Raw genomic sequence first — 26103 nt, 5'->3', positions numbered from 1 at the left:
TTTTTTTAATTAAAATGATGCATTAATACCAAAAGTGAATGTTCTTGGTCTTGGGTAAGAACCGTAGTCAATACCTCTAGAAGGTACACCTGAATCTAAATCACCAGTATTAGCAGTAACCTCTGGATCTAAACCACTGTAATCTGTAATCAAAAATAGGTTTTGACCTGTTAATGAAAAACGTAGCGAGTTTAAAGCACCTTCACCAGATAATGGAACATTGTAACCAATGCTAGCATTTTGGAAACGAACGAAATCTCCTTTTTCTAAGAAACGAGTTGAAGCATCAGCAGAAGCTCCAGGATCTTCTCCGCTTGTCAATACATTCTGAGTTACGTTTCTAGAGTTAGAAAGTGCTCCTGCAGTGAAATATGCATTTTCAGTGTTGTTGTAAACAGAGAAACCAAATTGACCTTGAAAGAAAACAGATGCATCAAAATCTTTAACTTTCAAGTTTAAACTTAAACCAGTTGTAATATCCGGTAAAGCATCTTCGCCAACAAAGGTTTTGTCAGCAAAAGGATCTCCTACACCATTTCCGTCAACATCTTGATATGTTGGCGAACCAGCACTATCAAAACCAGTAAAAATTGGTAAGTAGTAAGAATACAATGATTGTCCTGAAGCGAAACGTTGTGCAAAAGCACCTGTTAAACCAGGTCCATTAACTGCACCAGTATCAATTAAACCTTCAAAGTCTTGAACTTCGTTGTTGTTGTAAGCAATATTGAAATCTGCAGAAAAAGTTGCATCATCCGTTCTTACGAAATCGTAAGCTAATGCAAATTCAACCCCTTGGTTAATGATACTTGCATCTACGTTTTGGAATTGGAAAGGATCAACAGCTGGCGCTGCAGGTGGTGTCTGTAGAAGAACGTCAGTGGTTTCGGTTCTATAAACATCAATACTACCACTTAAGCGATCATTGTTAAACCCAAAATCAAAACCAGCGTTCAAGTTGAAAGAAGACTCCCATTTTAAATCTGGTCTATCAGTAGCAACAATGGCAGTACCGTTAGCATTGATATCAAGGTTTTGTTGAACAGTTAAGTCAGAAAAACGTTGTCTTGCTACGAAGTTACCATAACCTAGACCATCTTGATTACCAGTGATACCTGCACTTAAACGTAATTTAAGGGTGGATACGTTTTCTCCTACAAAATCTTCTTCATTCATTTTCCATGCAAAAGCACCAGAAGGGAAGTATCCGTATTGATTTTCAGGACCAAATCTAGAAGAACCATCTGCTCTCATTGTTGCTGTGAACAAATACTTGTCATTTAAAGTATAATTTAATCTAGCAAAGAAAGATTGCAACTCGTCAGTATTGTCAAATGAATTGGTGAATACAGAAGTTACAGGACTGTCAAGAGTTCTGCCTAATTCTTCTTGAGCAACAACAGTTGGTAATAATCTATTTATTAAAACGCCGTTTGTATTTGGAGCGTAATATGCTTGTTGATAAGAACCGGAAACAGCATTCTGTAAGTCATTTACAGCCCCTCTAAGTTGTCTGCCCATTTCATTTAAATCACTAGTTGAGTAGCCTCTACCACCAGCATTGAAACCGTAAGTTTGGAAATCTTGGTAACCGAAACCTACCAATGCTTCTAAGCTAGAGTTTTCAAATTCTGTATTGTAGTTAACTGTGGCTTCAAAAGTTTTGTTGTCTCTTTTTAAAACTCCGTAGTTACCACGTCCAATATCAGTTACACCATTAATGTTGTTGATATCTCTGGAGATAACAGATGTGTTAGAAGCTTCGGCGATATCTAAACCGGCATTTAATTTTGCGGAAAGTTCAGAAGTAAAGTTGTACTGAATAGAACCATTTAATAAATATCTGTCAGTATTAGTGATATTCTGAGTATTGTCCAATGCATTTTGAGGATTTACATTTAAACCACCAGCATTAAAGCTAGAGTTTGAAGGCCAAGTAGGGTTTGCTGCATAAGCACCACCTAAAACATCACCAGCAGCACCTGCTTGTGCACTAATTGGTGCTTGAGAATCATTAATTCTAGCGATGGACATTTGAAGACCAAGAACTAGTTTATCATCTAAGAAACGTTGGTTGAAATTAACTCTACCAGTAATTCTTTCTAAATCAGAGTTTTCAACAATACCAAATTGTTTTCCATATCCAAATGTTGCTCTTACGTTACCGCTACCATAGTTCTTAGAGTAAGAAAGGTTTTGGTTTTGAGAAGCGGTTGATCTTAAGACAACTTGTTGCCAATCTGTATTAGCACCAAAATTTACTGCACTTGCATTACCGCCAACAGCAGTAACACCAGATAAAAATTCAGATGGCTTTAAAAGGTCAAAAGTATTTGCTGCTTTAGCAATACTTAAGGAACTAGAAAAATCCCAAACTCCTTGACCGCTACCTTTTCCACTTTTGGTGGTAATAATCACGACACCATTTGCACCACGAGAACCATAAATGGCAGTTGCAGATGCATCTTTTAATATACTAATGCTTTCAATATCATTAGGGTTGATAAAGTTCAATGGGTTTTTAACAGCACTTTGCCCAAAACCTGTTTCACCTTGTGGAGAAGTATCTCCACCACCTAATGGAACACCATCAACTACGAATAGCGGATTGTTGTTTGCACGTACAGAATTTGAACCTCTAATGTTAATTTGGATACCAGCTCCAGGTTCACCACTAGTTTCCTGAATATTAACACCAGCAGTCTTACCTTGTATTAATTGTTCTGGAGAAGCAATGTTACCACCATTAAAATCTTCAGCCGTTACCGCAGTTACAGAACCTGTTGCATCTTTAACAGTTGTAGTACCGTAACCAATAATTACAACTTCTTCCAATGCTTGAGCATCTTCTTGAAGGGTAATATTAATTGTAGTTTTACCGTTTACTGCTACTTCTTGAGTTTTGTAGCCGATATAACTAACAATAAGTACAGCACCTTCTTCAGCGGTCAAAGTATAATTACCGTCGAAATCTGTTTGCGTACCATTCGTTGTTCCTTTTTCAAGAACACTAGCTCCTGGTAAAGGTCCACTTGCATCTGAAACCGTTCCAGATACTTCTTGTGCCTGCATAGATCCAAAGCACAAAAATGCACCTAGAATAAACAGACTTTTTAGGAATGTAATCTTCATAAATTGTTAATTTAAGTTGAGTTAATTTAATTTCAATTGTTAAAAATATGTAAAAAGGTGTGTCAACAATGCTATCGGCAAAGTTAAAAAGTTACGAAAACGGTTTCGTGTTAATAACTTTTATTTTTTACGAGTATAATGAATGATATAGGGCTATTTTATGATATTCTTAATTGTATAAGGGGTTAAATATGAATTTGTGATATTAATACAAATATATAAAAAATACTTTTTTCTATATATTTACGATTTACCATCCATAATTGAACTTTAACTTTTAGAATAATTTAAGTTCTTATCTTAATTCCTAAAATTCCTTTTTTGAAACCTAAAATCACATTAAAAGATATTGCTAGAGAACTTGATGTTTCTATTTCTACGGTGTCAAAAGCCTTAAAAAATAGTAAGGAGATTAGCAAAGACACAAAAGATAGAATTAAGGCATTTGCCAAATTCTATAATTACCGTCCTAATAATATAGCTCTTAGTCTTAAGAACAGGAGAACAAAAAATATTGGCGTGGTAATACCAGATATTGTGCACCATTTTTTTACCACTGTCTTCAGGGGTATAGAAAAGTATGCCAATAGTATGGGCTATAATGTTATTATTTGTATTTCTGATGAATCTTTTGATAAAGAGGTAATAAATATGGAAATGTTGGCGAATGGTAGTATTGACGGGTTTATACTATCATTAAGTGCAGAAACGCAGCGAAAGAATGACTATACCCATTTAAAGGAGTTGTTGGATCAAGGTATACCTATTGTTCTCTTTGATCGTGTTACTGATGAAATTGCTTGTGATAAGGTAGTGTTGAATGATAAAGGAGTATCAACTGAAGCGGTAGAGCATTTTATAAGTGCAGGGGCAAAGAAAATTGCTTTGATAACTACAGAGAATTTTTTTAATGTAAGTGAAAGTAGAAGAGATGGATATCTACAAGCTTTAAATGACAATAATATTGCAGTTGATGAGAATTTAATATTGACTTTGCCCCATGGTTTAGACAATACAAATCTCATAACAGAGTTTTTTCAAAATAATGAAATTGATGCGGTACTTTGCGTTAACGAGATTTTTGCCGTTCAATGTATGAGTATAATTCAGCACTTAAAGTATAATGTTCCAGATGATATTTCAATAATTGGATTTACAGATGGGATTCTATCAAAATACTCATCGCCAAAACTAACTACAGTAGCTCAACATGGTGAAATAATGGGTGCAAAGGCCGCCAAATTTTTAATAGACAGAATGGAATCTTTAGAAATGGAAGAAGCTCCATTTAAAACAGAGGTTATTAATGCCACATTGGTTAAACGTGGTTCTACAATTAATTAATAGAAGTAATAGAATGAAAAAAGTAGGTTTTATATTTGATTTGGATGGTGTCATTGTTGATACCGCAAAATATCATTATTTGGCTTGGCGCAAACTAGCTAATGAATTAGGATTCGAGTTTACTAAAGAACAAAATGAACTTTTTAAAGGAGTAAGTAGAAAAAGGTGCTTGGAAATTCTTTTAGACATTGGTAACGTTAAAGCGACACAAGAACAATTTAATACTTGGATGGTAGAGAAAAACGTGGATTACCTTGCCTACATTGAAAAGATGAACGCTAGTGAAATTCTACCTGATGTTCCACGCGTACTAGAGTACTTGAAGGAAAAAAATATTCCTATTGCATTAGGGTCTGCAAGTAAAAACGCAAAACCAATTTTAGAAAAAGTTGATTTATTACCATATTTTGATAGTATTGTTGATGGTAATAATGTTACTAAAGCAAAACCGGATCCAGAAGTATTTTTAATTGCAGCTAAGAATTTAGGGGTTGAGGCAAGTTCATGTGTTGTTTTTGAAGATGCGGTGGCAGGTATTCAAGCAGCCAATGCCGCAGGTATGGTAAGCATAGGAATAGGAGATGCTGAAATACTTAAGGAGGCTGATTATAATTTTAAGGATTTTACGGAAATAGACGACAGTTTTCTAGAATTGTTACTTAATAAAAATCATAACAAATAAATAAGGATAGCTATTCATCCTTATTCTGTTTTAATTTCAACTCAATATTGAATTAATGAATCAAGATTATATAAAACCAGATAATTGGAGCATTATCGAAGATGGATTTGACAAAGAAAATGTGAAATCCTCTGAAAGTATATTTAGCATCGGTAATGGTGCTATGGGGCAACGTGCAAATTTTGAGGAAACCTATACAGGTGATACTTTTCAAGGTAGCTATATTGCAGGAGTTTATTATCCTGATAAAACTCGTGTGGGTTGGTGGAAAAATGGATATCCAGAATATTTTGCAAAGGTATTGAACGCTCCAAATTGGATCGGAATCAAAATTTATTTAAATGAAGAAGAATTTGATTTAGCAACTAGTAAAAAAGTATCCAACTTTAAAAGAGAGCTGAATATGCAAGAGGGTATTTATACCCGTAGCTTTCAAGCAGTATCGGCTAATAATGTGGAAATCGATGTTTTGGTAAAACGATTTTTGAGTCTGGATATTGATGAAGTAGGTGCTATTTCATATGAAGTAAAGGTTTTAAATACTGATGCTAAAGTCGTATTTGAGCCATATTTAGATAGTGGTATTACTAATGAAGATAGTAACTGGGATGATAAATTCTGGAACACTACTAATGTAAGTTCCACAGGTAATCGTGCTTTTATTGAAGCGCATACCATGAAAACAGAATTTAAGACCTGTACGTTTATGCAGGCTACTTTGGAGTATAATGGTGCTGAAGTAACAGGTGTTCCATCAGAAAAAACAGACAATTTTGTGTCTTTGAAATTTGAGCAAGACGTAAAAGCCAATACATCTGTTACCTTGACAAAATTTGGTGGTTATGTGGTTTCAAGAAATCACCCAAATGAAGAATTAATACAAGTTGCCAATAATAGCTTAAGCGAAGTTAGTGCTATTGGTTTTGGTGGCTTAATGCAAAAACAGATAGAAGCTTGGGCCGCTATTTGGGATATGAGTGATATTGTAATTGAAGGCGATATAAAGGCACAACAGGGCATTCGCTTTAATATTTTTCAGTTGAACCAGACATATTTAGGAACGGATTCTAGATTAAATATTGGTCCAAAAGGGTTTACCGGCGAAAAATATGGTGGTAGTACCTATTGGGATACAGAGGCATATTGTATTCCGTTTTATATGGCCACTAAAGATGATAAGGTAGCTAGAAAGTTATTGAAGTATCGTTATAATCACTTAGAAAAAGCTATTGAGAATGCTAAGAAGTTAGGCTTTTCTAATGGTGCTGCATTATACCCAATGGTAACCATGAATGGCGAAGAATGTCATAATGAGTGGGAAATTACCTTTGAAGAAATTCATAGAAACGGAGCTATTGCTTTTGCAATTCATAATTACTTTAGATACACGGGGGATTATAGCTACATACCAGAAATGGGGCTAGAAGTGTTAATCGCTATTTCTAGATTCTGGCACCAACGCGTAAACTTATCCAAGGATAGGAATAAATATGTGATGTTAGGTGTTACAGGACCTAATGAATATGAGAATAATGTAAATAATAACTGGTATACCAACTATTTAGCAAAATGGTGTATCAATTATACATTAACCCAATTGGATATGGTTAAAAGTGGCTATCCAGATGATTACCATAGAATAATTGGTAAAACACAACTTACGGATAGAGAATGCGAAAAATGGAAGAAAGTAGCGAGTAAAATGTACTTTCCGTATTCAAAGGAGCATGGCGTATTCTTACAACAAGACGGTTTTTTGGACAAAGATTTGGTTCGGGTAGATGAATTACCAAAGTCAGATAGACCTATAAATCAAAAATGGAGTTGGGATAGAATCTTAAGATCACCTTATATAAAACAAGCAGATGTACTGCAGGGTTTTTACTTTTTTGAGGAAGATTTCTCTACGGAAGATTTAGAAAAACATTTCGATTTTTACGAACCTTTTACAGTACATGAATCTTCATTATCTCCCTGTGTACATAGTATACAAGCTGCCAAATTGGGGAGAATGGAACAAGCATATAATTTCTACTTAAGAACATCTAGGTTAGATTTAGATGATTATAATAAAGAGGTAGAAGAAGGTTTGCATATAACGTCCATGGCCGGTACTTGGATGAGTATAGTTGAAGGCTTTGGTGGTATGCGTGTTGTAAATGATAAATTATCATTTAAGCCTCAAATACCTAATCAGTGGAATGCATATTCGTTTAAAGTCAATTTTAGAAATAGAGTTATTAAAGTTAATGTTACTGCTAAAGAGACTACTTTTCAATTGATGGGAACTGAAGAAGTGACCATTCGTGTAAATGGAAAAAAAGTGGCATTATCGCCAGATGAATTGACTACTGTTTAATTTGTCTTTAGTTTAGTGCTTTAAAGTTTAAAAATGGAATTGCCTCATGGATAGTAAGATTGTAATTTATCATGTATTTACCAGACTATTTGGGAATACGAATACCAACAATAAGCCTTGGGGTACTATTGAGGAAAATGGGGTAGGGAAATTTGCAGACTTTAATAAAAAGGCGCTTGCGGAAATTAAAGACTTAGGTGTTACCCACATTTGGTATACGGGTATTCCGCATCATGCAGTGATCAATGACTATACCGAAATCGGAATTTCAAATGATGATCCAGACGTGGTTAAAGGTAGGGCGGGATCGCCTTATGCGGTTAAAGATTATTACAATGTTAACCCTGATTTGGCAAAAGACCCTTCAAAAAGGTTAAAGGAGTTCAAATCGCTTATTGATCGTACACATAAAGCGGGTATGAAGGTAATCATAGATATTGTACCTAATCATGTAGCTAGAAAGTATGAAGGAAAGACAAACCCTAAAGGTGTTTCTGATTTCGGATTTGGCGATGATACATCCGTAGAATATCAAAAGGATAATAACTTTTATTACATCCCCGGAACGGAATTTAAAACTCCCGAATGGCGAGATGGTTATGTTCCGTTAGGAGGTGATGTTCCAGAATTTTCCTTTTCTAAATTAAAGGAGGTACCTGCTAAATGGACGGGTAATGGTTCACGTAGTCCACAACCGGATATGAATGATTGGTATGAGACCGTTAGAATAAATTACGGAGTAAGGCCAGATGGTAGGTTGGATTTTGATATGTTGCCCAATGATTATGGGGAAAAAGATTATAAGGAACATTTTAATTATTGGGTAAAAAGAGTGGTGCCCAGCTCTTGGCGTAAGTTTAGGGATGTTGCATTGTATTGGTTGGCAATGGGTGTTGATGGTTTTAGATATGACATGGCAGAAATGGTTCCGGTAGAGTTTTGGAGCTATATGAATTCATCTATTAAAATGAATAATCCTAATGCTTTTATAATGGCAGAGGTGTATAATCCAGATTTATATAGAACCTATATCCATAAAGGTAAGATGGATTATTTATATGATAAGGTAGATTTTTATGATGGACTAAAACATATTATGAAAGGATATGGGTGGTCTGATCACCTACCGGTTGTACAAAACGGCTTAAAAGATATTGAGCATAACATGCTTCACTTTTTAGAGAATCATGATGAGCAGCGTATTGCAAGTCCGGAATTTGTAGGCAATGCTGAAATTGGTAGACCCGCAATGGTCGTTTCTGCAACGATCAGTACGTCACCAACAATGATATATTTTGGGCAAGAAGTTGGTGAGCCAGCTGCAGAAAATGCAGGATTTGGTAGTCCGTCAAGAACCTCTATATTTGATTATATAGGTGTTCCCCACCATCAAAGATGGGTAAACAACAAAAAGTTCGATGGTGGTCAATCTACACCTGAAGAAGCTTCATTGAGAGATTTCTATAAAAGATTGTTGAATTTTACCATTGGCAGTGAAGCTTTAATGGGAGCCTACAGAGAGATTCATTTTTACAATAAGGAAATTACCGAAAATTACAATCATAGGGTGTTGTCTTATGTGCGTTGGTCTGAGAATCAAAAACTGATTATAGTTGCTAACTTTGATGTAAATGACCATTTTTCGTTCGATTTAAAATTACCGGTTGATTTAATGAATACATGGCAATTAAAAGAAGGTAATTATCAATTACTTGATGCACTTTATGGTCATGAGAATTCTTTAAGAGTAGAAAATGGAGAAGGTCATGTCGCAATCAACTTAAATCCTTTAGAATCCTTTATTTTTGAATTAAAATCTTAAGATATGCTCAAAAGAATTGCCTTAGCTTTTATTTGTATCACTTTAGCATCTTGTAATATGAAAGAAGAACCGTTAGTAATTGGTCATAGAGGTGCTATGGGGCACGAAACTGAAAATACCTTGCCATCTATTCAAAAAGCAATGGATTTAGGTGTTGATATGATAGAAATCGATGTTTTTAAAATTAAAAGTGGAGAGATTGTTGTTTTTCATGATGATAAGCTTGATCGATTAACAAATGCACCAGGTAGTATTGAAGATTATTATATTGTTGATCTAATGCAGGTAGTCGTTGAAGGTGGTCATAAAATACCGATGCTTCAAGATGTCTTAAAGCTAATAGATAATAAGGTAGCTTTGAATATAGAGCTTAAAGGTGCAGGTACTGCAGATAAGGTTAACCATATCATGAATTACTATATCGAACAAAGAAATTGGTCTGCAGAGAATTTTATCATCTCAAGTTTTAATTGGGATGAACTAAAAGAAATGCGTAAGTATAACCCAAACGTTGCTATTGCAGTATTGACAGAAGAAGACCCTGTTGATGCCATACCTGTCGCTAAAGAATTGAATGCCGTAGCAATTAATCCGTATTTTAAAAACCTAGATTTAGAGAAGGCCAACGAAATTAGAGATGCCGGATTTAAAATATATACCTGGACAGTAAACGAGCCTGCGGATATTGAAGCTATGAAGCGTATTGCGGTAGATGGTATTATTACAAACTTTCCTGAACGGGTTAAATAATGTATGATGTTTTAGTAATTGGTGGTGGCGCAGCAGGTTTCTATGCTGCAATACATATAGCCGAGAAAAGACCAAATACAAAAATTGCAATTTTAGAGCGTGGTAAAGAGGTGCTTACCAAGGTTAAAATTTCTGGTGGTGGTCGCTGTAATGTTACCCATGCAGAATTTAACCCTGCAGATTTAAGCAAAAACTATCCTAGAGGTGAGAAAGAACTTTTAGGTCCATTTCATACCTATGCAAGTGGTGATACCGTAGGCTTTTTTGAAGAACGTGGTGTTGCTTTAAAAATTGAAGACGATGGTAGAATGTTTCCTGTCAGTAATTCATCACAGACAATCATAGACTGTTTTGTTTCAGAGGCAGATAGATTAGGGATTCAGGTGAAAACCCTTTGCTCCGTGACAGGAATAGAGCAAATAAATGAAGAAGTAGGCAAAAAATGGAAAGTAGCCATTGGCGATAGTTTCATGTACTGCAAAAAGCTGATTTTGGCTACGGGAAGCAATCCTAAAATGTGGAAATATATTGAAGGACTAGGGCATAAAATTGTTCCGCCGGTCCCATCACTATTCACTTTCAATATAAAAGATGAACGAATTTCGGCTATACCAGGTGTAGCTACACATGCAGAGATAAAGGTAATACCGAAAAAGAATTTTGGTAAAAAGTCGGTAAAAGCAAAAATAGATGTATCGAGTTTGTTTTCTGACGGACCTTTGTTGGTCACTCACTGGGGAATGAGCGGACCAGCTATTTTAAAGCTTTCAGCATGGGGGGCAAGAATTTTAGAGCAGTATAATTATCAATTCAAAATTCAAGTGAATTGGGTGCCGGATTATCATCAAAATGGATTATTGGAACTGTTTCTTAAAGTGAAACAAGTGGAAAAGAAAACGGTTTTAAGAACCAAGGTGTTGGATATTCCCAAACGTTTATGGGCAAACTTGGTAAAAGCAGCTGGTATAGATGATACAATAACATGGCCAGAAGTATCAAAACAGCAATTAACTTCATTATCAGAACAACTGACTGCAGGTATTTTTCAGGTAAATGGAAAAAGTACTTTTAAAGAAGAGTTTGTTACGGCCGGTGGCTTGGACTTAAAAGAAATCAATTTTAAAACTTACGAAAGTAAAATTCTGCCAAGTCTGTATTTTGCAGGAGAAATTATAAATATAGATGCCATTACTGGCGGATTTAACTTTCAAAATGCTTGGACGGGTGGTTTTATTGCTGCCAATGGAGTAGTGGAAGGTTTAAATGCAAATAGTCAAGAATAATGGTAACATACATTGCATTCTTAAGAGGTATAAATGTAGCTGGAAAGAATAAAATTCCTATGGCTGAACTTCGAGAATTATGTGAAAGTATAGAGCTAAAAGATGTCCAGACCTATATTCAAAGTGGTAATATTATTTTTAAAAGCGTAGTTGATTCTACATCAGAATTAGAAGGGTTGATTGCAGAAGCTATTTTTAATAGATTTGGTTTTGAGGTGCCTGTACTAATAAGAACCACTGATCAGGTGTCTGCTATTTTAAATGATAATCCGTTCGCATCTGATGATGATAGCATCAAAAAGCAGCTATATTTTGTTCTTTTAGGTAGTTCTCCAAGCATTGAAACATTGATTAAGTTTAAAACGGAAGCTTTTGCAAATGAAGAGTTTTCAATTGCTGACGGTTGTATATATTTAAAGTGCAATGCCGGATATGGCAAAGCAAAATTGAACAATAACTTAATTGAAAGAAAGTTGAATGTAATGGCAACAACCAGAAATTTTAGAACAATGAATAAATTGTTAGAAATGGCTAGTTAATTCAGTTGCCAAATTTTGAAGTTCAAAGCTGTAGCAAAACAGACCCATAATATATATGGAATTAACAAGTATGCACCAATTTTACTTACTACTCTAAACCATTTAAAGGTTAATAAAAGCACTATCAAAAGAGCAATTATAATAAGTAATGCATAGAAAGGTTGTTTAAGTCCAAAAAAGACAATGCTCCATAATCCATTTAAAAGTAGTTGAAAACCAAAATGGTACAATCCTGTTTTTACCCACTTATGATGAAATCCTTTTGCCAAGACCCAACCTACAGAAACGCCCATCATTACATAAAGAACGCTCCAAACAGGTGCAAAAACCCAATTTGGCGGATTAAAACTTGGCTTGTTCAATGTCATATACCAATCGTTTACAGAGCTTTGTGTAACTACACTGCTTAGAAATCCTATGGTAGAGCATACGATAATACCAATAAAGACGTACGTTAATTTTCTTTTCAATTGGTTGGTGTTTAGCTCTAAAATAAGGATTTATTTTAATTGATTGCCCTAAAAACTATATTTGCACAAATTGAAAATTCAATGTCAGAAAAAGATTTTATTCCAGTACCGTATACAACATTGAAAGAAGAAGGCATTGTTTCGTATGCTTCGCCCAGTAATATTGCCTTGGTGAAGTATTGGGGAAAGAGAGAGAATCAGATACCTGCAAATCCATCTATCAGTTTTACTTTAGCGGCATGTGTTACTAAAACGAGCGTTGAGTATAAAAAGAAGCATGAAAAAAGTGAAGAGTTTTCGTTCGATCTTTTTTTTGAGGGAGAGGCAAAAGAAGAGTTTAAACCAAAAATTAATACATTTTTAAAGAGAATAGAGGTCTATCTACCATTTTTAAAAGACTATCACTTCGTAATCAAAACATCAAATTCTTTTCCGCATAGTAGTGGTATTGCATCATCGGCTAGTGGTATGTCTGCTTTGGCTTTATGTTTTATGGAGATGGAAAGAACGTTTCTAAAGACGTTTTCAGAAGAACATTTTAACCAAAAAGTTTCATTTTTAGCAAGATTAGGTTCTGGTAGTGCATGTCGCAGCATAGAAGGACCTTTGGTGCAATGGGGAGAAACATCTTCAATTGAAGGAAGCTCAAACTTATTCGGTATAAAATATCCGTACGCAGTACATGAGGTATTTAGTAATTTTCATGACACCATTTTATTGGTAGATAAAGGCGAAAAACAGGTCAGCAGTACTGTAGGTCATGAGTTAATGCACGGGCACCCGTTCGCTAGTCAAAGGTTTGACCAAGCACATAAAAATTTAGAGAAGTTAAAGTCCATTTTATCAGAAGGAGACTTAGATTCATTTATAAATATTGTGGAAAGTGAAGCACTTACATTACACGCCATGATGATGACAAGCAATCCTTATTTTATATTGATGAAACCAAATACACTTTCTATAATCAATGAGATTTGGAAATTTAGGGAGACATCTAAAACTCATGTTTGCTTTACTTTAGATGCAGGAGCCAATGTTCATGTCTTATATCCTGAAAATGAAAAAGATATCGTTTTTCCGTTTATAAAAGAGAAGTTAGTACCTTATTGTCAAAATGGGCAGTATATTTGCGATCGAATTGGTCTGGGTGCTAAGAAGTTGTAGGTAATTGAAGTACTAATTCTTTGGAAGAAACGTTTATAAAAGAATGATTTATCTAATTTGTTTAACTCTTTAGGGTAAAACGTTCAACTTTTTATGAATCTTTGACTATATTTATATAAGTTTCAATGTCAGCTTAGTTTTAAAAAAATGAAAGGACCGCTTTTTTATTCAAAAATTCTTCTTTTTGGAGAGTATGGTATCATTAAAGATTCCAAAGGATTATCAATACCCTATAATTTTTATAAGGGAGCTTTGAAATCTGATGCCAACATGTCAAAAGAGGCAAACAAATCTAATGAAAGCTTAGCATCTTTTGCTGTGTACTTAAAGGAGCTTACAGAAAAAGAGCCAGATTTGGTTTCTTTTGATTTGGACCTTTTAAAAGCAGACGTTGCAGAAGGTATGTATTTTGACAGTTCTATACCGCAAGGCTATGGAGTGGGTAGTAGTGGTGCTTTGGTGGCAGCAATATATGATAAATACGCACAAGATAAAATAACGGTTCTTGAGAATTTAACTAGAGAAAAATTATTGAAACTTAAAACGATATTCGGTAAAATGGAATCGTTTTTTCATGGTAAATCATCTGGGCTAGATCCTTTAAATAGCTATTTAAGCCTTCCGATACTTATAAATTCTAAAGACAATATCGAGTCTACAAGTATTCCTTCGCAAAATGCAGAAGGTAAAGGAGCGGTATTTTTATTAGATAGCGGAATTATTGGTGAAACTGCACCAATGGTTCAGATTTTCATGGAACAAATGAAAAATGACGGTTTTAGAAGTATGTTAAAGAATCAGTTCATTAAACATACAGATGCCTGTGTAGAAGATTTCGTGAATGGCAATATTCAATCGTTATTCGGTAATTTAAAGCAACTTTCCCATGTTGTTTTAGATAACTTTAAACCTATGATTCCTGCAAAGTTCCATGCTTTGTGGAAAAACGGAATTGATACCAATGATTACTACTTAAAGCTTTGTGGCTCAGGTGGTGGTGGTTATATATTAGGTTTTACAGAAGATTTTGAAAAAGCTAAAACTGCGTTAAAAGACTATAAACTAGAAGTAGTCTATAATTTTTAGGTAATTTTCATAAATGCTTAATAGAAGAAATAAACTCTTACTTTTAAAAGTACTGAGTCTGTTTTCAGTGGTTAGAGGGTATAACATTTTAGTTATAGCTCTAGCTCAATATTTAGCGTCTATTTATATACTTGCGCCAGAACTTCCTGTACGTAGGGTGGTATTCGATATTAATCTCTTCGTAATTGTATTGGCATCTGCTTTGGTCATTGCCGGTGGTTATATCATAAACAATTTTTACGACGCAGAGAAAGACCTAATTAACAAACCACGAAAAAGCATGTTAGATCGTTTGGTAAGCCAGCGGTTTAAGTTGACCACCTATTTTGTATTAAATTTTTTGGCAGTAGTAGTCGCTAGCTATGTTTCGTTCAAAGCGGTATTCTTTTTTTCATCTTACATATTTGGTATTTGGATCTATTCCCATAAGCTAAAGCGAATTCCGTTTTTAGGTAATTTTATTTCGGCTACATTGGCAATTACGCCCTTTTTTGTAGTGTTTGTTTATTATAAGAATATTCAGCCGGTCATCTTTGTACATGCAGTATTCCTCTTTTTATTGATACTTGCTCGTGAAATGGTGAAGGACTTGGAAAATATATCAGGAGATTTAGCTCAGAATTATAGAACCATTCCTATTATTTACGGTGCTAGAACTTCAAAATTGTTGATTTCTTTTTTAATTTTTTTAACCTTGGTACCATCTTTATTACTGATTTTTCAGTTTGATGTAGGGTATATGAACTTTTACTTCATATTATGCGTGCTCTTAATGATTTTGTTCATCGTGTTACTTTTTAAGGCAAAAGCCCGTAAAGACTATGTTTGGCTGCACAACATTCTAAAACTTATCATAGTTATGGGTGTATTTAGTATTCTACTTATAGATGTACAGTTGGTTTTAAATAGAATACTATAGTTGTTCGTAATATGTTTCATATAACTATTTGAACCGCAACGCAATTTGCTACCTTTGTGCAAAATTAGTACAGTTATGAGTAGGGATGATTCTAGTAGGGGAAAAAATGCTTCAGGTAGGCAAGGTGGTAATTTCAAGAAGAAGAGCTATGCTCGTGGTAATGCGCCCATCAAGAAAAATGTAACACCAGCTAAGCCCCAAGATCCAAATTCTATTAGATTAAATAAATATGTTGCTAACTCTGGAGTATGCTCTAGAAGAGATGCTGATATATACATTGCTGCAGGTAATGTAACTGTAAATGGGAAACCTATTACAGAAATGGGCTATAAGGTAAAGTTGACCGATGAGGTAAAATTCGATGGTCAATTGTTAAATCCTATCAAGAGAGAGTATGTTCTTCTCAACAAGCCTAAAGATTTTGTGACTACCATAAGAGATGAACGTGGTAAGAGACATGTATCTGGGTTAATATCTAGTGCGTCTAAGTCAAAATTATTACCAGTTGATAAATTGGAAAAAGAACATACAGGTTTACTTTTGTTTACCAATGATGGTAGCATGACCAAGGTACTGAAGAGTCCAATAAACGGAATGCGTAAAATCTATCATTTGGTTTTAGATCAAGAGTTGAGAAGTGCTGATTTAAAGAAGATACAAGAAGGTGTAGTCGTTGATGAAAAAGCAGTACGTGTACAAGATGTAAGTTTTATAGCCGATGCTCCAAAAAGAGAAGTAGGTATTGAAATTTATAGTTCTAGGAACAAAATCGTAGAACGCATTTTTGATACTTTAGGATATAAAATCCAAAGAATGGATAGGGTGGTTTATGGTGGTCTTACCAAAAAAGATTTACCAAGAGGACACTGGAGGTATTTGACCGATCAAGAGGTTATAAATCTTAAGATGATCAAGTAATACAATGTCCTTGTCTATTTAAAAGACTATAGGATATGAAATTATTTCAGTGCACGAACTGTAAGAATACAGTTGTTTTCGAAAATAATACATGCGTAAATTGTGGCTACCTGTTAGGCTATTCTTCTTATTATAATAAGATAGTGGCTTTAGATGTGAATGTGTCTAAATGGCAAATTCCTGAATTGGATGGCAAAATCTATGAGTACTGTGAAAATTACAAGTACAACGTTTGTAATTGGTTAGTAGATGCTTCAAGAGGTCGCAAATTCTGTCTTGCCTGTACCCTTAACAGAACAATTCCACATCTTTTAGATGAAGATAACCTTGAAAAGTGGAAGCACATAGAAGTTGCAAAGCATAGATTAGTATACCAACTTTTGCGTTTTAGATTGCCAGTAGTCAGCAAAACGATAGATGATGAGAAGGGTTTTTGTTTTGATTTTTTAGCAAAAGATGATTTGCCAGAAGGTTCCAAAGATTTAAAAACGGGGCATGCAGATGGTGTAATTACCCTAATGATAGACGAAGCAGATCCTGTTGTTCGTGAGCAAGTAAAGCAGCAAATGGCAGAGCGTTATAGAACATTGCTCGGTCACTTTAGGCATGAAGTGGGGCATTATTTTTGGGATTTGCTAATTCGTGATAATCCGGATGTTTTAGCGGAATTTAGAAGCATTTTTGGTGATGAATCAGAGTCTTATGCTGATGCATTGGCCAATCACTATAAAAATGGTCCAAAATTGAATTGGCAACAAAGTTTTATTAGTAAGTATGCTTCTTCTCACCCATGGGAAGATTGGGCAGAAACGTGGTCTCATTATCTACACTTAACGGATGTATTGGAAACGGCCTATAATTTCGGACTTAAATCAAATCCGAGAATTACGGCTAAGAAAAACTTAAAAATGAGTGCTAGTTTTGACCCTTATAAAGAAATCAAGTTTGAGAAAGTAATGAATACCGGTATTCCTTTATTGTTCACTTTAAATAGTATGAACCGCTCTATGGGTGAAGATGACCCTTATCCGTTTATAATTTCTAAACCAGTAGAAAGGAAATTAGAATTCATTCATGATTTGTTGAGAAAGGTCTAGTCTCTACTAAAGCCTTCTCCAAAACGATAGGTAGCAATAATACCATGGGTGTTTCCTAAAGGAGAATCATTTGTTGCTACGTTATAACTGTAAATAGCTCTAATGTTTTTGAAAAGATAAACTCCCGCCAACAGATTTATAGAGGAATTGGTTCTGTAACCGGTTCCTAGTTCAAATCGGTTTCTAAAACTTACGGCTATATTTACATCTGCTTGAAAAGGAGCGCCATTTTCATACTTTAATAATAGGTTGGGCTTAATCATTAATTCTTCAAATTTGTTAGAGAAAAACCGATAGCCCAAATACCCGTAATAAGGCACGTTAATTTCCACATTATCATCAGATACCAGCATATCTCCAATTACATTTGGTGTGGAGAAGCCAACATATACATCTGCTAAGTTTAATAAGAAACCAAGTCCTACAGTAGGTATGGTAGCATTAATGTTCATTGCGAAATTAGGATCGTCCATTATGCCTAGTTCCAGTAAATTTTCTTGATATTGTTGCACACCTGGAGATATAGAAAAGGATAATGAATTAGGGGTATATATTTGCCAATAGGGTCTATTCTTTTTGGTGTCGAAAAATATTTTGTAAGAATACGTAGCAAATGCACTGGTTGAAGTTGTGACTCCAACTTCATCACGAATTAATCCGGCTCCCAAACCAACTTTTCCTCGGTTTAAGGGAGTATGAAAACTAAGGGCAAAGCTTTTAGGACTACCTTCAAATTGATTGAAAGTTCCAGTATTACTAATACCTATTTCTGCACTAGGTGCCAAACCGGCAAAAGCAGAATTTACTAGGTACGGATTGTAATTGTACTCTGAGAATGTTGGTGTTTGTTGAGCCATTATATTATTGATCAATGCTCCTAAAACGAATGCTATTAAAGTGATATTTTTATATAAATTCTGCATGTAATTATCGCTTTAATACAAGGAAACCTTGTGTTTTTCTTAATATAGTTTCACCATCTATTTGAATGTTGAAGAAATAGGTGCCTGCAGGTAATTGGTCTGCGCCTAATTTCATACTCATATTCGCAGTACCTGAAAATACGTTAGCGGCATTGTCATAGTTTTCAATTTGAAAAACCATATCTCCCCAACGGTTATAAATACTCACTACATTTTCAGGGTAGTAATCTATGTTTTCAATATGCCAGTATTCATTTATACCGTCACCATCAGGTGAGAATCCGTATTTTGTTTCATCTTCTGGAATCATTGTAGTAAATGATTGAGTTTCACAACCAGCGGATTCTCCTGCGCTGTTATATGAGGTGATATTTACAAAAATTTCAGTGTCAAATGGAAACTCATCATGATGAGTATATGTTGTTAAATTACCCATATCCACATTGTCAATGATGTCGTTAGAATTCGCTGAGGTTCCAATGGAAATACGATAGCCGTTGGTTTTTTCGACTTCATTCCATGAAATTGTACTCTCTAATGAAACATTTGTTTCTCCGTTTGTCGGACTAATAAGAACCGCACAATCGGGTGCGATTACTTCAGTTGTGAAACTTTCGGTAGTACAACTTTCAGCGTCTCCAGAACTATTGTAAGGCGTAATGGTGATGAAAATTTGTGTTTCAGATGGTAAATCTTCATTCAGTATATAACTGGTCAAAGAGGCTACATCTTCATTGTCTACGATATCGTTTCCGTTGGCGGTTGTACCTATTGAGATTCTGTAACCATCTGCATCGTTTGAAGGGTTCCATTCAATATCTGCGGTTACGGCAACATTATTTACATTTTGTAACGAAGCTATCAAATTGGTGCAAGTTGGTAATGGTCTTATGGTAAAGCTCTCAGAAACACAACCAATGGCATCGCCAACATCATTAAAAGGAACTATCGTCACTGTAACTGTTTCACCTTCGTTAAATTCATTAGGGAAAGTATATGTAGTATCGGTAACTTCTAAATCGGATACATTGTTTGCCGTACTGTTATTTGCGAAAACAGTTAATCTGTATCCGTCTGCATCCGGTACGGTATTCCATGAAATTTCATTTACTTCTGCCAAAACTGCACCGTTTAGAGGAGAGGTTAAGAAGGTACAATTTGGAATAGACTTAATGCTGAAACTTTCCATAGTGCAACCAATGGCTTCCCCAGCATTGTTGTAAGGTATTATAGTAACCGATACGGTTTCGCCTTGATCAAAATCATTGGTAAACATATGGCTGTTACCAGTAGTTATATTCAGTTGGTCAACATTATTTGCTGAGCTTGAACTACCTGTGACCGTAAGAAGATAGCCATCTGCTTCAGGCACTGTTGTCCATTCTATATCAGTGTTTACAGGTACATCTATAGCACCATTTGCAGGTGAAATTAAACCTGTGCAAGTAGGCACTGCCTGAATGGAAAAACTTTCTGTAGTACAACCAATTGCATTACCAGACTCGTTGTAAGGAATAATGGTAACTGAAACGGTTTCACCTTGCGTAAAGTCATCAGTGAAATCTAAAGAAGTAGCTGTGGTTTTAAAATCCGTTACATTGTTAGCGGTACTTGTATTAGCGGAAATGGTAACGAAATACCCAATGGCATCATATACTGCATCCCAAGATATTGAAATACTGGCATCGACCGCGTCATTACCATTTACAGGTGTGTTTAAGCTAGTACATGTAGGTACGGGCTTAATGGCAAATGATTCTGATGTACAGCCTGTAGCGGCACCAGATTCATTAAATGGTGTTATGGTAACTGTTACCATTTCACCTTGTATAAAGTCATTCGTGAAATCATAGGAAGTTGCAATAACGTCTACTTCAGTTAAGTTATTGGCAGTACTTTCACTTGCTGTTACGGTTATCGTGTAACCCGTTGCTCCGGCAACAGCATTCCAGCTAATATCAGTATCTATATCTGCATTTGCAGTATTGTTTACGGGTGTAATAAGCGTAGTACAAGTGGGTACTGGTGGAGGCACGATTGTAAAAGTTTCGGATGTACAACCACTGGCCTCTCCGTTGTTGTTATATGGTTTAATAGTTACCGTAACCGTTTCTCCTTCTATAAAATCATTTGAAAAGTTAAAGGTATTGCCACTTGTCACTTCAAAATCGGTCATGTTATTTGCCGTACTGTTGCTGCCAATAACGGTAATTCGGTAACCGTCGGTATTAGCTACTGTGTTCCATTCAATATTGGTGTCTACAGGAACATTTGTAGCACCATCTGCAGGAGTTGCTAGTGTGGTACAAAAAGGAGCACCATCTGTAGTAAAACTTTCTTCGGTACAACCAATAGCATCGCCATTATCGTTATATGGTGTTACTGTCACATAAATAGGTGTGCTTTCTGGTAAATTGGCTTCAAGGTCGTATGTAGTTACATTTAGCACATCATCTGTAAATATATCGGAACCTCCACTTGTTGTTCCTACAGTCAATTTATAACCGGTTGCAGATGATAATTCTGCCCAAGTTAAATTTGTGCTAGGGTCAACCGCAGTTGCACCATTAATAGGAGCTGTTAATGTGGTACATGACGGTGGACTTGTAGAATCACCCGTTGTAAAGGTTTCTTCTATACAACCCGTAGCGTCACCTTCATCATTATAAGGGATAATGGTTACGTAATGTAATCTGCTTTCTTGTAAATCTACTGGAATATCGTAGGTGGTTGCACCAACAATATCTGCATTGTTTACTACTTCTATTCCTCCGGATGTTGTACCTACGATTACCAAATAACCTGTTGCGTTAGCGATTGGTGTCCAGCTTAGATGGGTGTCAATAGCGACATCGGTAGCGCCATTAATTGGAGCTGTTAAATTGGTGCATGTAGGTGGTTCTGGAATTAGTTCTGTATGAAAGCTTTCTTCTGTACAGCTACTAGCATCACCCTCATCGTTATAAGGAATTATGGTAACAAATATATCGCTGTCTTCAGGCAAGTCTGTTGTAAATTCAAAGGTGTTAACGTTACCTACATCTTCTGCATCAAGTAAATCATTGGAACCACTAGAAGTGCCTACTGTTATTTTATAACCGTCTGCATTAGAAATTGGGTTCCAACTTAAATCTGTGGTTATAGCAACATCGGTAGCACCATTTATTGGCGCAATAAGGGTTGTACAATCTGGTACGGTAGCTGGATCGGTAGAAATAGTAAAACTCTCTTCTGTACATGGACCGACTGCGTCGCCTTCCGCATTAAAAGGGATTAAGGTTACATAAACCGCATCGCCTGTATTAAAATCAGAAGCAAATTCATAGGAAGTTTCATTTGTAATGGTTGCGTTATTTACAATATCATTTCCTCCTGCTGTGGTGCCAACGGTTAAACGATATCCTTCTGCGTATAAAGCGTGTTCCCAAGTAATATTTGTATTAACCGGCACATCTATATCTCCGTCTAGAGGTGATGTTAACAAGGTGCAATCTGGAATTGGGCAATCGCGAACATCTTGACTGAATGTCCAACCAAAATTACCTATCATAGACTGTCTTTCTTCTTGCGCATCACAATATGGTAGGTCTTCTGCTCCTAGGGTAATACCACTATTTAATGTTTGTTCAGACCAAGCAATAAGGGTCGCATCGTAATTTTCTCTTACCAAAGCGGTATGGTCTAACATATCACTCATATTAGTAACACCGCTTACATCCCATTCGGCAAGGCTTTGGTCTAATGAAGTGGCATTGTCGAACATAGCACGCATGCTTACATTACCTGGATTCCATAAATCCATAGGTTGGTTGTATGCTGATGCATCCCTAAGCATATAATCCATATTGGTCACACCAGAAATACGCCAGTCATTAATATTTTGATTAAAAGCGGTGGCACCACTGAACATTTCCTCCATGTTGGCTACACCTCTAACATTCCAATTCCCAATAGTTTCGTTAAATGTAATAGCGCCTTTAAACATATCTTCCATGGTTGTTACTGAGGCTACATTCCAAGAGTTCATGTTTTGATTGTAACTGGTAGCTTCGTTGAACATAGCTTCCATTGTGGTTACAAATGAGACATCCCAAGTGTCTATATTTTGATTAAAGACAGTTGCACCGCTAAACATTTCTTGCATGGTCAATGCTTCTACAGTATTCCAGTTGGTAAGTGGTTCATTAAAAGCGGATGCATTTTTAAACATCGCTGCAAAGTTGGTTACCACCCCAGTGTTCCAATTGTTTAAAGGTTGATTAAAAGTTGTAGCGCCTTCGAACATAGACGGCATTAGCGTAACCGATGATACGTTCCAATTATTCAGCGGTTGATCAAACAGCAAGGCATTTTTGAACATAGATGACATGTTGGCAACGGCGCTTACATCCCAATCTATTAGAGGTTGATTAAAAACTTCTGCACCATTGAACATTTCAGACATGTTCACTACAGAGTTTACATCCCAACTATTTAAAGGTTCGTTAAAGCTAAGAGCTGAATTAAACATGGAAGACATGTCTGTTACATTCGTTACGGACCAGCTATCTATATCTTGGTTAAAATTATAAGCATTGTAGAACATAGAACCCATATTGGTTACGGAGTTTACATTCCAATTGTTTAGAGGTTGATTAAATACTTCAGCGTTATTAAACATATAATTCATGGTAGTAACCAATGATACGTTCCAATTGTTTAAAGGTTGATTAAATGCTTCAGCGCTTCTGAACATAGAGCTCATATTGGTAACTGAAGAGGTGTCCCAATCGTTTATGTTTTGGTTAAATAGCTCCGTATATCCAAACATGCTATACATAGAGGTAACTTTAGATACATCCCAATTTAATGGCTGATTGAATACTTCTGCATCATAGAACATAGAACCCATATCTGTAACTTCAGTAGTTATCCAGGAGTCTAAAGGTTGATCAAATTCTCTAGCGCTAGAGAACATACCGCCCATGTTAGTAACATTGCTAACATCCCAGGTGTTTAAGGGTTCGTTAAAAACATGGGTTCCTTTGAAGGTAGAATCCATGTTCGTTACATTACTAACATTCCAACTATTTAAATTGCCATTAAATAAATGAGCATCTTCAAACATTTCGGACATATCGGTTACAAGGGTAAGGTCTGGAATATCTGTAGCATTGTACTCCATGTTTTCACAGCCAAAACAAGCTCTTTGCATGGATTGATACTCATGTGTACCCCACTGGTCAATAGATATGACTTCATCGGCATCTCCGTAGTAGTGATAAGGAGCGGGAAAATCGCCAATTATGGATATCGTATATATGCCAGGGGTATTATATATGTGTCTAAGATCATTTGTTACATTGTTGTTGTATTCGCTATCTCCCCAATCAACGGAATAATTGTAGCTGTAACTAGAGTTTCTTTGAATTCTAAAATCAAACTGATCAGTACCGTAAGTAGATCCAAGGCTAGTGTCAATCGTAAATTTATAAGCAGCTGGACTGTTGACCCATGAAGGTACTACGGTAAAGCTAAATTCTTCACAGCCAACTGCTGGACCTTCACCATTATAAGGTGTAACGGTTATGAAAATAGTATCGCCAGGAGTAAATTCGTTGGTAAAAGTTAAAATTTCTACGTTACCAACATCATAATTATTTGCAGGGCTTCCACTGATATTTACAAAGCTACGGACTCCGCCTCTTTCAACCTCTAAGTCAATATAGTAACCAGTTGCATTTGGTGCGGCAGCCCAGTGTATGTTGGAGTTTGCAGGAACATTTGTATCTCCTTCGGCTGGATTTGTAATTGTTGTGCAGAACACATTGGAACAGTTAACAATGTCTCCGGTTATAGTCCAATTATGGTTATCAATAAGTTCTAGTTTTGCAAGTCTACCATCACAATATTTTAAGCCTGTTGCTCCTAAGTCAACATCATCTTCTACTGTTTGGGTAGCCCAACCAATTAAAGTAGCATCATAATTTTCCTCAGATAATCCAGAATTGGATAATAGAGATGTCATAGATGTAACGGAAGAAATGTCCCAAGATGATAGGTCCTGATCAAAAGCATCCGCATTCAGAAATGTATTTCTCATTCTGGTTACAGCCGAAGTATTCCAATTGTCTAAAGGTTGGTTGAACAGCGGTGTATTTGCGAAAATACCATCTAAATTGGTGAGCGAGGTAATTAACCAATTGTTAAGTGGCTGATTAAATAGTGTTGCGTTGTCGAACATACTATTCATATTCGTAACATTAGAAACGTCCCAGCCTTCAATAGCTTGGTTAAAACGAGAATCATGAAACATATTACTCATGTTCGTAACGCTGCTTACGTCCCAAAGGTCTAGTGGTTGGTTATAAGCAGTTATGTATGTAGATGCCCAACCGGCAAACATATTGCTCATATTGGTTACGTTACTAACATCCCAACCATTTAATGGTTGGTTAAAAGAAGAGCTTTCAAACATGCCTGTCATGGTTGTTACATTACTAACATCCCATTGATCCAAAGGTTGGTTAAAATCTTTTAAGCTACCGGCACTACCAAATGTCCGGCTCATGTCGGTTACATTGCTAACGTCCCAATCATTCAAAGGTTGATTAAAACTATTGTTTTGGGCAAACGTACTCGCTAAGGTGGTTACATTGCTAACATCCCATAAATTTAAGGGCTGGTTGAACGAACTATTTTGGAACATTCCAGAAATGTCCGTCACATTACTAATATTCCAATTGTTTATTGGTTGGTTGAAGGATGTTAGGTAAAACATGCTTGCCATTGTGGTAACATTGCTAACATCCCATAAGTTTAATGGCTGATTAAAAACTCTGGCATAATAAAACAAATTAGACATGTCCGTTACATTGCTAACATTCCAATTATTGATGTTTTGATTAAAATCTTCGGCATGATAAAACATGTTGGACATTGTCGTTACCGCAGCTGTATTCCAACTATCCAATGGCTCATTAAACAGTTCGGCTTCGTAAAAAGTATAGGACATATCTGTTACTGCCCCTGTATTCCAATTTGCCAAAGGTCTATTGAATTTTTCTGCTTCATAAAATAAACCAGAGATATCATTAATAGTGCTGGTATCCCAATTATTGACAATTCCATTGAATGACTCACAACCTCTAAACATCTGTTTCAAAGAAGTCACTTGAGCAAGGTTTGGATTGTCAATTAAATCAAAATTTAAGTTCTCGCAACCATAAAAAGCATTTTGCATGGTTTGCCATTGAATATCTCCCCAAGCCAATATTTCTATAATTTTAAGTTTGTCATTTGCTTCTTCATCATTGAAATAAATAGATGGGAATATACCGCTAATACTAACATTATAACTACCAGTAGTTGCATAGGTATGTGTAATAGTACCTGTTACTCCTGTATCCGATGATCCATCTCCCCAATCTACATCATAATTATAGGTAGTGTATGCAGGGTTGGTGGGTATGGTAATTTCGTTATTGGGAGAGGAACCAGATTCTATATTATTGGTATTCCAAGTAGAGGTGAAAGATTGAGCAAATAGATTAACGCTTAAAAATAAAAGAAAAAGGGTAATACTCTTTTTAAATAATGGCATGCTGTTGGTTTGATCAATTGTGTATATCAAAGA

16 protein-coding genes are annotated in these 26103 nt (G+C 35.7%); 12 read left to right on the top strand and 4 right to left on the bottom strand.

All coding sequences use genetic code 11. The annotated features are described in order from the left end of the window. Nucleotides 1-9 precede the first annotated feature (9 nt). On the bottom strand, nt 10-3132 hold the full coding sequence (locus tag UH1x_RS06420) for a SusC/RagA family TonB-linked outer membrane protein (protein ID WP_482625823.1): 3123 nt from the start codon (nt 3130-3132) through the stop codon (nt 10-12). A 321-nt stretch (nt 3133-3453) separates the two neighbouring features. On the opposite strand from UH1x_RS06420, the gene UH1x_RS06415 reads away from it, so the two are divergent. The 7 genes from UH1x_RS06415 to UH1x_RS06385 are packed head-to-tail and all read left to right on the top strand — an operon-like array spanning nt 3454 to nt 11911. Then, nucleotides 3454-4476, top strand: coding sequence for a LacI family DNA-binding transcriptional regulator (locus tag UH1x_RS06415; RefSeq protein WP_482625822.1), 1023 nt, complete (start codon nt 3454-3456; stop codon nt 4474-4476). Nucleotides 4477-4489: 13 nt separating this feature from the next. After that, a complete protein-coding gene (gene pgmB, locus UH1x_RS06410) occupies nt 4490-5158 on the top strand; it encodes a beta-phosphoglucomutase (protein ID WP_036156932.1) in 669 nt (222 codons plus the stop codon). Between the two features lie 55 nt (nt 5159-5213). After that, the gene (locus tag UH1x_RS06405) at nt 5214-7517 is read left to right on the top strand and encodes a glycoside hydrolase family 65 protein (protein WP_482625821.1); all 2304 of its coding nucleotides are present in this window, start codon (nt 5214-5216) and stop codon (nt 7515-7517) included. A gap of 46 nt (nt 7518-7563) precedes the next feature. Next, on the top strand, nt 7564-9339 hold the full coding sequence (locus tag UH1x_RS06400; RefSeq protein WP_482625820.1) for an alpha-amylase family glycosyl hydrolase: 1776 nt from the start codon (nt 7564-7566) through the stop codon (nt 9337-9339). Nucleotides 9340-9342: 3 nt separating this feature from the next. Beyond that, nucleotides 9343-10089 carry a glycerophosphodiester phosphodiesterase gene (locus UH1x_RS06395; protein ID WP_482625819.1) on the top strand — a complete coding sequence of 249 codons (747 nt, stop codon included), beginning with the start codon at nt 9343-9345 and terminating at the stop codon, nt 10087-10089. Further along, nucleotides 10089-11372: a BaiN/RdsA family NAD(P)/FAD-dependent oxidoreductase gene (locus UH1x_RS06390; RefSeq protein WP_482625818.1), complete on the top strand. Its 1284-nt coding sequence runs from the start codon at nt 10089-10091 to the stop codon at nt 11370-11372. Before UH1x_RS06395 ends, UH1x_RS06390 begins: the two co-directional genes overlap by 1 nt. Further along, nucleotides 11372-11911 carry a DUF1697 domain-containing protein gene (locus UH1x_RS06385; RefSeq protein ID WP_482625817.1) on the top strand — a complete coding sequence of 180 codons (540 nt, stop codon included), beginning with the start codon at nt 11372-11374 and terminating at the stop codon, nt 11909-11911. Before UH1x_RS06390 ends, UH1x_RS06385 begins: the two co-directional genes overlap by 1 nt. Here the strand turns inward: UH1x_RS06385 and UH1x_RS06380 are convergent. After that, nucleotides 11908-12381, bottom strand: coding sequence for a TspO/MBR family protein (locus UH1x_RS06380; RefSeq protein WP_482625816.1), 474 nt, complete (start codon nt 12379-12381; stop codon nt 11908-11910). The two genes, UH1x_RS06385 and UH1x_RS06380, sit on opposite strands and share 4 nt — an antisense overlap. A gap of 81 nt (nt 12382-12462) precedes the next feature. Here UH1x_RS06380 and UH1x_RS06375 point away from each other — a divergent pair, with 81 nt between their 5' ends. The 5 genes from UH1x_RS06375 (at nt 12463) to UH1x_RS06355 (ending at nt 17565) form a co-directional block, all read left to right on the top strand. Then, nucleotides 12463-13545, top strand: a complete 1083-nt coding sequence (locus UH1x_RS06375; protein WP_482625815.1) for a diphosphomevalonate decarboxylase — start codon at nt 12463-12465, stop codon at nt 13543-13545. A gap of 147 nt (nt 13546-13692) precedes the next feature. Continuing rightward, entirely contained in the window at nt 13693-14631 is a 939-nt protein-coding gene (locus UH1x_RS06370) for a mevalonate kinase family protein (RefSeq protein ID WP_036156915.1), read from the top strand. A gap of 13 nt (nt 14632-14644) precedes the next feature. Continuing rightward, complete coding sequence (locus UH1x_RS06365) at nt 14645-15550, top strand: geranylgeranylglycerol-phosphate geranylgeranyltransferase (RefSeq protein WP_036156913.1); 906 nt, start codon at nt 14645-14647, stop codon at nt 15548-15550. 75 nt (nt 15551-15625) lie between these two features. Further along, on the top strand, nt 15626-16468 hold the full coding sequence (locus tag UH1x_RS06360; protein WP_405412596.1) for a pseudouridine synthase: 843 nt from the start codon (nt 15626-15628) through the stop codon (nt 16466-16468). Nucleotides 16469-16503: 35 nt separating this feature from the next. Next, entirely contained in the window at nt 16504-17565 is a 1062-nt protein-coding gene (locus UH1x_RS06355; RefSeq protein ID WP_482625814.1) for a zinc-binding metallopeptidase family protein, read from the top strand. Here the strand turns inward: UH1x_RS06355 and UH1x_RS06350 are convergent. Then, a complete protein-coding gene (locus UH1x_RS06350; protein WP_482625813.1) occupies nt 17562-18488 on the bottom strand; it encodes a PorP/SprF family type IX secretion system membrane protein in 927 nt (308 codons plus the stop codon). The two genes, UH1x_RS06355 and UH1x_RS06350, sit on opposite strands and share 4 nt — an antisense overlap. A 4-nt stretch (nt 18489-18492) precedes the next feature. Continuing rightward, nucleotides 18493-26070, bottom strand: a complete 7578-nt coding sequence (locus tag UH1x_RS06345; protein ID WP_482625812.1) for a BspA family leucine-rich repeat surface protein — start codon at nt 26068-26070, stop codon at nt 18493-18495. Nucleotides 26071-26103: the final 33 nt, after the last annotated feature.

Source organism: Maribacter sp. UH1, assembly GCF_056839145.1.
Note: the sequence above shows the minus strand (reverse complement) of the source record. Positions and strands in the feature narration are given on the sequence as shown.

Coding starts and splice junctions, on each gene's coding strand:
- UH1x_RS06420 (WP_482625823.1), bottom strand. CDS start 3,132: ATGAAGATTACATTCCTAAAAAGTCTGTTTATTCTAGGTGCATTTTTG.
- pgmB (WP_036156932.1), top strand. CDS start 4,490: ATGAAAAAAGTAGGTTTTATATTTGATTTGGATGGTGTCATTGTTGAT.
- UH1x_RS06405 (WP_482625821.1), top strand. CDS start 5,214: ATGAATCAAGATTATATAAAACCAGATAATTGGAGCATTATCGAAGAT.
- UH1x_RS06400 (WP_482625820.1), top strand. CDS start 7,564: ATGGATAGTAAGATTGTAATTTATCATGTATTTACCAGACTATTTGGG.
- UH1x_RS06395 (WP_482625819.1), top strand. CDS start 9,343: ATGCTCAAAAGAATTGCCTTAGCTTTTATTTGTATCACTTTAGCATCT.
- UH1x_RS06390 (WP_482625818.1), top strand. CDS start 10,089: ATGTATGATGTTTTAGTAATTGGTGGTGGCGCAGCAGGTTTCTATGCT.
- UH1x_RS06385 (WP_482625817.1), top strand. CDS start 11,372: ATGGTAACATACATTGCATTCTTAAGAGGTATAAATGTAGCTGGAAAG.
- UH1x_RS06375 (WP_482625815.1), top strand. CDS start 12,463: ATGTCAGAAAAAGATTTTATTCCAGTACCGTATACAACATTGAAAGAA.
- UH1x_RS06370 (WP_036156915.1), top strand. CDS start 13,693: ATGAAAGGACCGCTTTTTTATTCAAAAATTCTTCTTTTTGGAGAGTAT.
- UH1x_RS06365 (WP_036156913.1), top strand. CDS start 14,645: ATGCTTAATAGAAGAAATAAACTCTTACTTTTAAAAGTACTGAGTCTG.
- UH1x_RS06360 (WP_405412596.1), top strand. CDS start 15,626: ATGAGTAGGGATGATTCTAGTAGGGGAAAAAATGCTTCAGGTAGGCAA.
- UH1x_RS06355 (WP_482625814.1), top strand. CDS start 16,504: ATGAAATTATTTCAGTGCACGAACTGTAAGAATACAGTTGTTTTCGAA.
- UH1x_RS06350 (WP_482625813.1), bottom strand. CDS start 18,488: ATGCAGAATTTATATAAAAATATCACTTTAATAGCATTCGTTTTAGGA.
- UH1x_RS06345 (WP_482625812.1), bottom strand. CDS start 26,070: ATGCCATTATTTAAAAAGAGTATTACCCTTTTTCTTTTATTTTTAAGC.